The following is an 11699-nucleotide window of genomic DNA, read 5'->3' as shown; positions in this document are numbered from 1 at the left end:
TATTTAGAGATTTGGTCAAAAATCACAGGATCACGTCCGGACTTGTGTTCTAGCAGAATTCCGACGAGAATCGGGGCGCCCGTCGAGACGTTCACACGAAACGCGAGGTCCGCTTCTCCAGTGTCATCAACTTCCGAATACGAATCGGGAATACGCATAAGCGTATCAAGATTGACCTGAGTCAGGAAAGTGTCAATCTCGTGTTTTCGTTTGATAACCTTATTTTCGTTTTCCATCTGTTTTGTGGAGCCAGTTATTTAAAGCGAACTGGTACGCAATCTCATATAGCAAAGGATATAGAAAACGATCTAGCAAAAAAGTTCTTGAAAACAATTTGCGTTATCAAGAACGGATGTGCTTGATTTAACAAACTCTTTTCGAGAAAACAAGAGATATTAAAGGAAAAAGAGCCCTGCGGGAGGCTCTTTGGATAAAAATTGTTTTTGATAGTTAGTTCATTAGGCAACGGACTGCATAATGAAGCTTTTTATCGGCGGTAAGTGTGTTTGCGTTATTTTTTTTGACCCAAATAGCCGTAAATTTTTCGGCATTCGCATCGTCTACGGTTGCAAATGATGTCATTTCGTTATTGTAATTAGGTGATTTTTCGTAAACAACATTTGATTCTTTATGAGCGAAGCCAATAAGTTTGACATTAAATCCTGATTTATTGTCCCCGCCATCTTCAACGGATATAAGCTCATTCAAATAAGCGTTGTCAAATAGGGTTTGCCATTCATCCAAGCTTGGAATGTGCCATCCTGTAGGACAAACTCCTTGATAAGGACGAAGCGATTCGTCTACCGATGGGTATGCTTTATAGACACGCTTGTCATTTAATGATAATAGAAAACCTATTTGAGTGTAAAGTCTTCCGTATTGATTGCAATCATCTTCTGTGCTGCTTTTGGGACATCTGGTTTCATTCTTGTATCCGTTGTTTTCTCCCATTAATTCATCAAGGTCGGTTATTATGGTGTTTTTGTAATCTTTGATGTCAAAGTTAAGATTCTCAGCCATCCAAATTTGATCGCCGATTTTTGCGGTCTTATAAACTTCTCCATCGCGTTCGTCCGTCAAAATTCCCGTTTCTGGATTGTAATTTGCAGGGGAACCTTTGACATCTGCATTACTTGATGAACTTTTTTCGTTAGAGTTGTTTTCTGCTGAACTGCTAGAAACTTCAATTGAACTGCTAGAGTTTGTGCTTGATTCATTGTTTTCTTTTGCAGATGATGTGGGTTCTTTAGAGACCGATGAACTTGAAACATTTGCATCGCCAGTATTTGTACTTGGGCTTGTGGAAGAATCATCTCCGCAGGCAGATAAGAGGCTTGCGGCAACAATACAATAGGTGAAAAATCTTGATTTCAAAATTTGCTCCTCAGAAATTCATAGTTATTCTTTTAAACAGTGAATTTAAAATAAAATATTGATTTGACTAGCAAATTTTTATAATGTAAGTAAAAAAAACGGAAGTTTGTAATTTTGTATAAAAACGTTATTCCAGCATTAGTTCATTCGGAATGGCTCCCTCCATGCAGAGGAGCCTTCTTTTTAATCCGACGCCAAGTGCGTAGCCACTCAGGCGACCGCGGCTGTCAATTACGCGATGGCAGGGGATGACGACTTGAATCGGATTCCTATGCAATACATTCCCGACGGCACGAACAGCTTGCGGATGGTTTACGGCTTGTGCAACTTGTTTGTAAGTCCAAGTTTTGCCGTAAGGAATTTGTCGTGTGACCTCAAGAACTTTTTTCTGGAAGTCTGTCCCGTAGATTTTTATGGGTATAGAAAACTCGCAGATTTTGCCTGCGAGGTACAAATTAAGTTCGCTCACTGCCTTGCGGTAGGCGCTGCGAACGCGGTTATTTAATTCAGTTTCCATGTCGGGGCTTGCGTAGGCACATGCCTGCACGTTGCTCGGAGTCGCTTTTATTTCGTCTGAAGTTTCCCGAAATTTTAGGCCACAAAGTTTGGATCCTTCGAAGATAAAGGTCCATTCGCCCCAGACATTCCGGTGGCTTATCTTTGTGAATTTCGTGTCATCAAACTTCATACCATGCGGTATTTCTCCTAGCGCAAGGGGTATTCCTTGTATTCTTGTACACCGAATTCTTCCTTGAGGTAATCCCAACGTACAAGGCGGTTCTTCCAATAGTACTTGCGGTACAAACGGCGAGCCACACGGCTTGTTAGTTCGTATGGAATCGTGTGATGCTCGTCGGCAACGCTTTCCATCGAGATGCGGAAGTCGAGTTCACCATTGACAACATCAACAGTTTCACCAACTTGCACATCAGGAATGTGGCTTACGTCGACCATCGTCGCATCCATGCAAACGCGTCCGAGAATCGGGCAGAGCTGTCCGCGGATAAAGACGAATCCCTTGTTGTATTCGCCACGGAGATAACCATCACCATAACCGATTGCGATGGTTGCAATGCGTGTAAGCTGTTGAGCAGCCCAGTAACCACCGTAGCTCACCGTTTCGCCAGGCTTCACGTCGTGCACGTGGCGGATGGTAGATTTAATCTTCATGACAGGCTTGATGGGCCATGGGGAAGGAGCTGCCCCCATGCAGTTGTAACCATAGAGCGCAAGGCCCGGACGCACCATGTCGAAGTGGCTTTCGGGGTGCGTGAGCGTGCCTGCAGAACTGGAGCAATGGCAAATTTCCGGGCGAAGACCTTCAGCTTCAAGAACGTCGACAAGGCGAGAGAACCGCTGAATTTGCACTTCGGTCTTGGGATTCCCCGGCATGTCGGCTGTAGCGAGATGCGTGAACATGCCTTCGAACTTGAGGTGCTTGAGAGAAAGTGCTGCGCGGATGTTGTTAAAGTCTTCGGCATCAAAGCCGTAGCGGTTCATGCCAGTGTCAATAGCGAGATGAGCCTTGCATTCTGTACCAGTTTCACCAAGGAACTGGTCAAAGGCCATTGCAGTGCGGATGTCGGTAATGGCTGCCGTGAGCTGGTATTCAACAAAGTACGCAAAGTCAGACGGTGTGCAAGGACCAAGCACGAGAATCGGCAAGTCCATGCCGTACTGGCGAAGCAACATGCCTTCGCTGATGTGGGCGACACCGAGGTAGTCGGCGCCACCGAACTTGGCAGCAAAAGAGCAGGCGAGGCTTCCGTGGCCGTAAGAGTCGGCCTTGACGGGGAGCAAAATTTTTGTAGAAGCCGGAATTTGGCTTCTGATAAATTGAATGTTGTTGCAGAGAGCGTCTAGGTTGATTTCAATCCAGTTCGGGCGAGCAATCTTATTTAAGTCAGGAGGAGTAGCTAAAAGTTTCATGATAATGGAAATATAGGTAAGTCTTTTAAAAATGGGTCCTCGTTCGGTAAAAAAGCGCAAATATAGGGGGTGTTTTGCAAATTTAATTCCAAATTGGAATAAATTATACTGGTCTAAGTTTTGTAAAAATCTAGGGCCGAGAAAAAATCGAAAAATGCGAGCGAACCCAATAACTACGCGCAAAGCCTTATTTTATCTGAGTTTACAATCTTTCGTATGAAATTTTCTTTACTGTTTTGGAGTGGTTTTTGCGATTTTTTTATTGGTACTTTATGGGTGTGGTAAGGATGTGGGTTGTTTAAGTAAATACCTTACTTTGTAATAAAGTTTTTCTGACATTGTATGTAATCGCGTGAAACTTCGCAATAAAGGCTTGTTCGGGTAGCCTTATTCCGAAGTATTGCCATTCGGCAAATTGATACTCCGCTCACGGGGTAGTTGGTTTGCTGATACCAAAAAAACAAAAACATCCAATTTCCTGAAAAGGGAGGATAAAATCATGAAAACGACAAAACAAACTCAAGACGCGTTCATCGCATCCTTGATGCCAGATTCCGACAAGAAGATGGTGCGCATTGCCAGTGCATCGCTTGTTGTCGCGTTGATGCTTGGCTTCTGGGCAACGACGTATGAACAGATGATTGATGAGATCATGTTTGACACAAAGTCAGATACTGAAATCGTCACAAAAATCACCATGAACGATCCCATAAAAAAGGAGGATAAGAAAGTAGAAAAAAAGCGTCCGCCAAAGAATCCAAACATCTATCGTAAGAAACCGGGTGGCGGTGGAAAACCAAAGGGAAAAGGTAATCCCAAGGCCGCTCTCGAACGTGGTGTGCTTAAGATTTTGACGGCGTTAAAAAACAATCCATCGGCAAGTGCGTTTGATAACGCTAAGGTGACGCTCGCTAAAGATATCGACAAAGTAATCACTCGTGTAAATGGTCTCAAAACACATGGTACAGCGAGACTTGGCGAACGTCGCGGTCCGGTGAATGCCGGTTACAATGACGGTTTTGCGTCTGGTGGAACGGGTGGAATTTCCGATCTGTTTGGAGGCTTGATGGGAGGTTCTGCAGGTCGCCTTGCAACATCGGGATTGAAGGGTAATATCAAAACTCCAAAGCCGAATGAAATCGATATGGGCTCTGCTGGGGGATCTCGCTCGGCGTCCGATATCATGAAAATCGTGCGTCAGCGTACACCTGGCCTCCGCCATATTTACAACAAGTTCTTGAAAAAGAAACCTGGTTTCCAAGGCAAGGTCACATTGAAGTTCACTATTGCGCCGGGAGGCGAAATCATCAGCATGGCTGTGGTGGGTTCTACGACGGGATATGCCGAATTCGATAGCGAAGTCAAGAAGGCTGTAAGTGGATGGATGTTTGGCAAGGTCAAATCTGGAAATACGACAGTGACGATTCCGTTTACCTTTACGGAGTAATGGAATGGCATTTGGAGTAGAATAAAGACAAATAGATTTTTAAATTTAAGTCGGCGATTCTTGTCGCCGACTTTCGGTGATTTTAATTTATGGGGTAAAGAATGAAAGATCCTCGCATTACGCAACTTGCAGAAAATTTGATCAACAACGCCATAGCTCTCAAGGCGGGCGAAAATATTTTAATCGAAACGACCGATACGCCGGACGAGCTCTCGACAGAACTCATCAAGGCTGTTGCCAAAGTTGACGGTAACACATTTGTCCACAATTACAATAGCCGTGTGCGTCGTGAAGTTATCCGTAGCGCCTCCGAAGAACAGATGAAGCTCTCTGCGGACCTTGCGATGAACGAGATGAAGCAGATGCAGGCTTACCTCTCTATCCGCGCGATGAACAATGCGATGGAAAATTGCGACATCGATGACAAGAAGATGCTTGCCTACAGGACCATCACGCAGGACGTGCTCAACTATCGCGTGAACAACACTCGCTGGTGCGTGCTCCGCTGGCCGAACCCGTCCATGGCCCAGGGCGCAAAGATGAGCACGGAAGCGTTCGAAGACTTCTACTTCAAGGCTTGCCTTGCCGATTATCCGAAGATGCAGCGCGCCGCCCAGGCTCTGGTCGACCTCATGAACAGGACGGACAAGGTGCGTCTTGTGGCGCAGGATACGGACATCACGTTCAGCATCAAGGACATTCCGGCGGTGCCATGCTGCGGCAACATGAACATTCCCGATGGCGAAGTCTATACGGCGCCAGTGCAGGGGAGTATCGAAGGCGTCATCCATTACAACACGCCGACGCTTTACGAAGGTAAGCAGTTCAGCAATATCCGTCTCGTCTTCAAGCAGGGTAAGATTGTCGAAGCGACCTGCGAAACTGGCGACAACAAGAGCCTGAACGCCATCTTTGATACGGACGAAGGCGCTCGCTACGTAGGCGAGTTTGCTATTGGCTTCAATCCGTTTGTGCTTTCTCCGATGTGCGATATTCTGTTTGACGAAAAAATTGCGGGTTCCATCCACTTTACGCCGGGCATGTGCTACGAAGATGCCCCGAACGGGAACAAGTCTGCCATCCATTGGGACCTGGTTTTGATCATGCGTCCGGAATACGGTGGTGGCGAAATTTGGTTTGATGACAAGCTTATCCGCAAGGACGGACTTTTTGTAGTCGATGAACTTAAGTGCTTGAATCCTGAGAATTTAGGATAGTGGTAAAAATCTTTCTTCTAGCAACATTGGTTAAAGACTGATAACTAGAATTAATTATATTTTTATCACACAATTCAAAAAATCTTATTACAAGGAAAAACTATGAATTTAAAAACGATGTTTGGCATTGGCCTCGTTAGCTTCGGTGTCGCATTTGCACAGGAAGCTTCTGAATCTGCTACAACGGCTCCGTCCTATAGCGAACAGCAGCTCCAGCAGCAGGAAGAACAGGCTGCTGCTTCTGAAAGCCTCACGTCTCCGGTTCCGTTTGTGAAGCCGGATATTCCGAAGGAATCTAGAAGAACTCAGTTCAATGCTATCTTGCATGGCAAGTCCTATAACAGAAACAGCAACATGGCCGCCGCTAACAACACGGACCTCTTGCTCGACTTCCCGAACTTGTTTGCAAACCGCAAGTTCTTCTACATTGAACCGGTTAACAAGCTTGGCATTGTCTCTCTCGGTTCTTTCTTCACGGCCTTTGATATTTCTAAGGCTCCTCATGCAAATGACGAACAGCTTGGCCGTCTCACTCTCGGTTACGCTGTTCCGGGCTTCGGCTTCTACATCAGAGCCGGTCTTGGCCGCGACAGAGTCAGCAATGATGCTGGCGTTGTGAGCAAGACCTACGGTGGCGATGACTGGGCTGCTGCAATTGCCAAGGGCTTCTTGGGCATGAACGTCGCTGCAAATGTGGACTGGGTTACCACGAAGACGCAGACCCACAATGACCCGGACAATGGCATTGAAACCAAGGACCGCTTTGATAGCCTTACCGTTGGCCTTAGCTTGACCAACGCTCCGACGGCAAAGAACTTCACCTGGACTCTCGGTGCAAGATTCGTCAGCTTCAACAATGAAACTGAAATTGACGGCGATGTCCAGAAGGCTAACGACCCAGCTTCTTTCTGGGACGTTTCTCCGTACATCCGCGGTGGTCTCTCTGTTCTTGAAAACGAAAATGCCCGTATCCTTATTGGCGGCGCTGCAATCTTCTCTTACAGAAACTATGATGATCCGGTTGAACAGTATGCTTTTACCGCTGTTCTCCAGCCGAGCATGATGGGTGAAGTTTTCGTTGGTGAAAACAAGAACTTCATGTTCTATGGTGAAGTTGGTTATGACTGGGTTGCTTTCCAGTATTGGAAGGATAGCGATGCTGATGTAAGTCGCATGATGGATAAGATGGATGCAGTCAATGCTTCTGTCGGTTTCCGTTACCAGTACAAGGACTTCCTCGCTGTTGAATTTGGTGTTGGCCAGCAGCTCTTCACTGACGCTGGTGCATTCTTCAATGGTCAGAACACGTTTGTTGACTTCAGCGCAATGGTCCGCTTCTAATAGTTAGTCGAAATTACGCAAAGGACGCCTCCCATTCGGGAGGCGTTTTTTTGTGAAAAGAATCACAAAAATTTTTTTAGTTTACAATTTTCATTAAAATCTCTTTACAAAATTATTAAAGATATCTATTTTTGGCGAAAATTTTTATTTACGAATAGCACATGACCATTTTAAAACATATTTTACCAATTTTGGGCATTGCAACATTCATCCACGCACAAGATGCGGCTGATAGCAATCAAGACTTTCCTGTAGAAGAATCGACAGCTCCCGTAGCTGATGAAACGGAAGCTCCCACCATTGTAGATGTCGCTCCAACGCCTACAGCTAAGAAATCCAAGGCTAAAGCTAAACAGCAAGAACCGCAGCAAGTATACATCAGCAACGAACTCGACTACGTTCCGGTCAGCAAGTCTGTTATGCAGCTGACGCTGCGTGAAGACGACCCGGCTGATGCTCCCGACCCGCGCGATGGCGACGACACTCCTAAAAAGAAAGAAGTTCAAACCTCTGGCGGTTTGTTCGGCTTTGGATTCCTTGCGGACGATTCTGATGCAGCTGTTTCTGGTGAAAGCGGAAGCTCAAAGAATAGTTCGTTCAAGCTGGGGTTGCATGCTGGTTTGGGCTATCTTTCTGCAAGCCCAGAGGCCGTTAGACTCTATGAGGATGACTACGATTTCAAGGTTTATGCTGATGCCGAAAACGCTGTAGAAGCAGAATTTGGTATCATCTTCGCTCTGAAAAATATTGTAGGCGATATGTTTGTAAAAACGGGCTTTTACTGCAGCGTTTCTATGATGCATTTTATGGGAGAATTCCGCTACCATCATTATTACGAAGATACTCTTAAAAAATATAGCATCAATACATATGTACCCATAACCGTTGGATATCAAATTATGGATATGATAAACATTGAAGTCGGAACACAGCTATCCCTCGAAGTTTTCGAATTGGACCATACTGACTACGAAGGATTTGATAGCTGGTTTCCAACCGAAGTTTCTGCCGGTTTTACACTCGGTGCATCAGTAGTTCTCGGACAGAGTCACGAAGTTGGCCTCAAGGTGAACATTTCGGAAGAAACTTTGTATAAAACTTCGTTTGCGCTAACCTACAACTACTGGCTTTTTTAAACACATTTTTTAACAACAGGAGATAAAATGAACAAGTTAAAGGCATTCGTCCTTGGATTAATCGCCATCGCAATCGTGGGATGCTCCGGACCGAAAACAGTCACAACATACGAACAGAGCCCCAAGAAGGATCCGAACGGCAACATCCGCGTTGTCCACTTGGCAATCAAGAGCGTTACCCCGGTGTTCTATAACTACAGAACCGATGAAGAAACTTGCTCCGAAGTCAAGTTCCTCCAGCAGGTTACCGGTATCAAAGAAGGTCGTCGCATCGATAACGTCTATGAAATCCACTGGAACAACGCCGAAATCAAGGACTACGATCAGTTCGGCAAGCTCCACTCCACAAAGCATGTTTGCTCTTTCTGGGGTGTGGGTGTTGAATACGGCAATCCGGTTGTTGTAAACGAATAATCTAAAACAAAAAATGTTAATAACGCCTCCCATTCGGGAGGCGTTATTTGTTTGTTTAGAAATAACTGGATGGGGCAAGCCCCAACCTCTTTGGCTCGGTTATATCCATGCAAGCATGGCTGCAACTCTCGCCTTCTGAGGTTGTTTTCACATTGCTTTTGATGATAATGCAAAAAAAGAGTCTAGCAAAGGCTAGACTCTTTTTTAAATGCGTTTCGCGGCTTTTGGCCGGAGCGCAACGTGATTAGAGGCGTTCTGCAATCTGGACGGCGTTGAGAGCAGCACCCTTGCGGATCTGGTCGCCGACAATCCAGATGTTCATGCCATTGTCGCATGCGAGGTCCTTGCGGATACGGCCAACGTAGATGTCGTCCGTGCCCATGAGGTTGAGCGGCATCGGGTAGACGTTGTTTGCCGGATCGTCACAGAGCTGGAGGCCTTCGCCGTTCTTGATGGCGTTGCGGACTTCTTCAACAGAGAGTGCGCGTTCCGTTTCGAAGCTGATGGCTTCGGAGTGGCAGCGGAGTGCAGAAACGCGGACGCAGGTTGCTGCGCAGCGAACGTCGCTGTGCATGATCTTCTGCGTTTCGTTGAACATCTTCATTTCTTCCTTCGTGTAGCCGTTGTCGGTGAACACGTCGATGTGCGGAATGAGGTTGTATGCGAGCTGGTGTGCGAACTTCTTCACGGTGACCGGCTTGCCTTCGACGATTTCTTGATACTGCTGCTTGAGTTCGGCCATGCCTGTTGCACCGGCACCGCTTGCGCTCTGGTAAGAGGAAACGTGAATGGTCTTGATCTTGCTCAAGTCGTTGATCGGCTTGAGGGCGACAACCATCATGATGGTCGTGCAGTTCGGGTTAGCGATGATGCCCTTGTGGAGCTTGATGTCTTCCGGGTTCACTTCCGGGACAACGAGCGGAACGTTCGGGTCCATGCGGAAGAAGCTCGTGTTGTCGACGACGACGGCACCTGCGTCAACAGCAATCGGAGCAAATTCCTTGGAAACGCTTGCGCCTGCAGAAGAGAGCACGAGGTCAACATTCTTGAATGCGTCCTTGCAAGTCAGTTCAACCTTGAGCTTTTCGCCCTTGAATTCATATTCACGGCCGACACTGCGTTCGGAGGCGAGGAGCTTCAAGTTCTGAAGCGGGAAGTTACGTTGTTCAAGAATCTTGAGGAGTTCCTGACCTACTGCGCCAGTGGCGCCCATGATCGCTACGTTACGAATCATAGATTTAACCTTTGTTTATTCTTATTGTTGAGGTTGATTGTTCGTTAAATTTTGAATGTTCTTGTTGAATTTGTCGATATGCCTTTTTGCAATCACGATTAATTCACGAGCCTGCGTGTATTTTTTCATGGCTTCCTCTGGGTCTTCCAGAAGGCAGTATGAATACAACGCGTGAGAGGCACTGCGGATTGTTTCAGCGGCCTGAACTAGTTCCGAATGGGCTTCTCTTGCTTCCATGGGGTGGAATATCCCGATGGTCTTACGGTTCAGCGATGTTGCCTTGTTGTTGATCGCGAGAGCCTGCTGGCTTCTTTTTTCGCGCTCCATTTCGCCTGCGTTTTGTTCCAACGGCTCAAAGGAATCGACAGCTCGCATAATGTCGAACATCTTGTCGATGACCGTTTCGGTTTTGCTGGCATACGTGTCAAGGCGGTCCATGACTTCAGGAGCGAGTTCGACATCTTCATCGATATCTACGTTTGCTGGCTTGCTGTTGTCTTGAGCGGCCGTGTTTGGAAGTTCCTGAACATTGCTTTCTCTGTTTGCGTTGTCAAAAGACGAAATGTAGTCTTCGTACTTTTTGTTGTGCGACACAAAATCAGTTGGAGAATAGGAGGACGTGAGTACCAGGGTCGGGCGTTCGAAACATGCCGTACCGATGCAGCCAACGAGCATGCACATAGAGAACAACAGGAATGAAGCTCGTGTGGACCATTCTTCGCTTTGTACAATGCAAAAAATGCTGAACAGAAATAGCAAAAAGAACGACAGCAAAATACCACCTTCAACATTCTGGATGATGATGGTGTTTTTTACGAAATAGAACAAGCAGTCTATAACAATCGTAAGAGTCGAAAGAATCGCTCCTACGACCTTCGTGTTACGCCCAGGACTTGTTGCCGTAGCAAACAACGTGACAAACGAGATTGCTAACGGCAATGCGTAGATGAGCGCTATTTCTGCAATTCCTTGATTCATTCACAAAGTCTTGAATTAGAACGGAAGATCGACGTCTTCTTCTGCCATGCCTGCATCATAGGCCGGAGCACTATTCTGCTGCATGCCGTTAAAGCTGTTGGACTGGTAGCTGTTAGCCTGGCTGAAACCACCTGCTGCCGGTGCGCCACCCTGGCCACGCGGAGTGAGGAGCTGGAACGTGTCCATGTTGATTTCGGTGACGTAGCGCTTCTGGCCGCTTGTCTGGTCTGTCCAGCTGCGGTTGGTGAGGGAACCTTCAACATAGAGGCTCATGCCCTTGCGAATGCCAAGCTGTTCAACGATATCTGCGATTTTGCCCCAGCCAATGATGTTGTGCCAGTCGGTCTGTTCCTTCTGTTCGCCGTTGTTGTCACGATAGCGACGAGAAGTGGCGAGGGAGAAAGAAACGCGCTTGCGACCGCCGTTGGGATTAACGCGTACTTCCGGATCCTTACCGATATTACCGATGAGCATAACCTTATTCAAATAAGCCATATAACTATCCTATTTTAATTTTTAAAAATTTCGAAATCAAAAATACAAAAACTAATTTGACATTTTAGTGTCAAAATTCAAAAAAAATGGAGAAATTCCCCTAATTTTAGTGGACATAACAAAAAACCATGTGG

The 11699-nt window shown here is 46.3% G+C and carries 11 protein-coding genes; 5 read left to right on the top strand and 6 right to left on the bottom strand.

The genetic code is table 11. The features are described 5' to 3' along the window. Nucleotides 1–450 precede the first annotated feature (450 nt). The 3 genes from CRN95_RS09920 to alr form a co-directional block, all read right to left on the bottom strand. The gene (locus CRN95_RS09920; protein WP_159462299.1) at nt 451–1374 is read right to left on the bottom strand and encodes an FISUMP domain-containing protein; all 924 of its coding nucleotides are present in this window, start codon (nt 1372–1374) and stop codon (nt 451–453) included. A 127-nt stretch (nt 1375–1501) separates the two neighbouring features. Then, nucleotides 1502–2062 carry a methylated-DNA--[protein]-cysteine S-methyltransferase gene (locus tag CRN95_RS09915; RefSeq protein WP_097020752.1) on the bottom strand — a complete coding sequence of 187 codons (561 nt, stop codon included), beginning with the start codon at nt 2060–2062 and terminating at the stop codon, nt 1502–1504. Between the two features lie 17 nt (nt 2063–2079). Continuing rightward, complete coding sequence (gene alr, locus CRN95_RS09910; RefSeq protein ID WP_097020751.1) at nt 2080–3303, bottom strand: alanine racemase; 1224 nt, start codon at nt 3301–3303, stop codon at nt 2080–2082. 499 nt (nt 3304–3802) lie between these two features. Here alr and CRN95_RS09905 point away from each other — a divergent pair, with 499 nt between their 5' ends. The 5 genes from CRN95_RS09905 to CRN95_RS09885 all read left to right on the top strand — a co-directional run bounded on the left by CRN95_RS09905 (nt 3803) and on the right by CRN95_RS09885 (nt 8858). Next, entirely contained in the window at nt 3803–4750 is a 948-nt protein-coding gene (locus CRN95_RS09905) for an AgmX/PglI C-terminal domain-containing protein (RefSeq protein ID WP_097020750.1), read from the top strand. Between the two features lie 101 nt (nt 4751–4851). Next, nucleotides 4852–5967, top strand: coding sequence for an aminopeptidase (locus tag CRN95_RS09900; protein ID WP_097020749.1), 1116 nt, complete (start codon nt 4852–4854; stop codon nt 5965–5967). Nucleotides 5968–6069: 102 nt separating this feature from the next. After that, nucleotides 6070–7308: a hypothetical protein gene (locus CRN95_RS09895; RefSeq protein ID WP_097020748.1), complete on the top strand. Its 1239-nt coding sequence runs from the start codon at nt 6070–6072 to the stop codon at nt 7306–7308. A 161-nt stretch (nt 7309–7469) separates the two neighbouring features. Then, nucleotides 7470–8444 carry a hypothetical protein gene (locus CRN95_RS09890; protein ID WP_097020747.1) on the top strand — a complete coding sequence of 325 codons (975 nt, stop codon included), beginning with the start codon at nt 7470–7472 and terminating at the stop codon, nt 8442–8444. Nucleotides 8445–8471: 27 nt separating this feature from the next. Beyond that, complete coding sequence (locus CRN95_RS09885) at nt 8472–8858, top strand: hypothetical protein (protein WP_097020746.1); 387 nt, start codon at nt 8472–8474, stop codon at nt 8856–8858. Between the two features lie 244 nt (nt 8859–9102). On the opposite strand, the gene CRN95_RS09880 is transcribed toward CRN95_RS09885, so the two are convergent. The 3 genes from CRN95_RS09880 to CRN95_RS09870 are packed head-to-tail and all read right to left on the bottom strand — an operon-like array spanning nt 9103 to nt 11565. Next, nucleotides 9103–10092, bottom strand: a complete 990-nt coding sequence (locus CRN95_RS09880; RefSeq protein WP_088639785.1) for an aspartate-semialdehyde dehydrogenase — start codon at nt 10090–10092, stop codon at nt 9103–9105. Nucleotides 10093–10113: 21 nt separating this feature from the next. Continuing rightward, nucleotides 10114–11070, bottom strand: coding sequence for a hypothetical protein (locus tag CRN95_RS09875; protein ID WP_088629659.1), 957 nt, complete (start codon nt 11068–11070; stop codon nt 10114–10116). Between the two features lie 15 nt (nt 11071–11085). After that, nucleotides 11086–11565, bottom strand: coding sequence for a single-stranded DNA-binding protein (locus CRN95_RS09870; RefSeq protein WP_072828643.1), 480 nt, complete (start codon nt 11563–11565; stop codon nt 11086–11088). Nucleotides 11566–11699 lie beyond the last annotated feature (134 nt).

Origin of the sequence: Fibrobacter sp. UWB16 (assembly GCF_900215325.1) — a bacterium.
Classification (GTDB): domain Bacteria; phylum Fibrobacterota; class Fibrobacteria; order Fibrobacterales; family Fibrobacteraceae; genus Fibrobacter.
The sequence above is the reverse complement of the archived record's forward strand: the minus strand, read 5'-3'. Positions and strand labels throughout refer to the sequence as shown.

Coding starts and splice junctions, on each gene's coding strand:
- CRN95_RS09915 (WP_097020752.1), bottom strand. CDS start 2,062: ATGAAGTTTGATGACACGAAATTCACAAAGATAAGCCACCGGAATGTC.
- alr (WP_097020751.1), bottom strand. CDS start 3,303: ATGAAACTTTTAGCTACTCCTCCTGACTTAAATAAGATTGCTCGCCCG.
- CRN95_RS09905 (WP_097020750.1), top strand. CDS start 3,803: ATGAAAACGACAAAACAAACTCAAGACGCGTTCATCGCATCCTTGATG.
- CRN95_RS09900 (WP_097020749.1), top strand. CDS start 4,852: ATGAAAGATCCTCGCATTACGCAACTTGCAGAAAATTTGATCAACAAC.
- CRN95_RS09895 (WP_097020748.1), top strand. CDS start 6,070: ATGAATTTAAAAACGATGTTTGGCATTGGCCTCGTTAGCTTCGGTGTC.
- CRN95_RS09890 (WP_097020747.1), top strand. CDS start 7,470: ATGACCATTTTAAAACATATTTTACCAATTTTGGGCATTGCAACATTC.
- CRN95_RS09885 (WP_097020746.1), top strand. CDS start 8,472: ATGAACAAGTTAAAGGCATTCGTCCTTGGATTAATCGCCATCGCAATC.
- CRN95_RS09880 (WP_088639785.1), bottom strand. CDS start 10,092: ATGATTCGTAACGTAGCGATCATGGGCGCCACTGGCGCAGTAGGTCAG.
- CRN95_RS09875 (WP_088629659.1), bottom strand. CDS start 11,070: ATGAATCAAGGAATTGCAGAAATAGCGCTCATCTACGCATTGCCGTTA.
- CRN95_RS09870 (WP_072828643.1), bottom strand. CDS start 11,565: ATGGCTTATTTGAATAAGGTTATGCTCATCGGTAATATCGGTAAGGAT.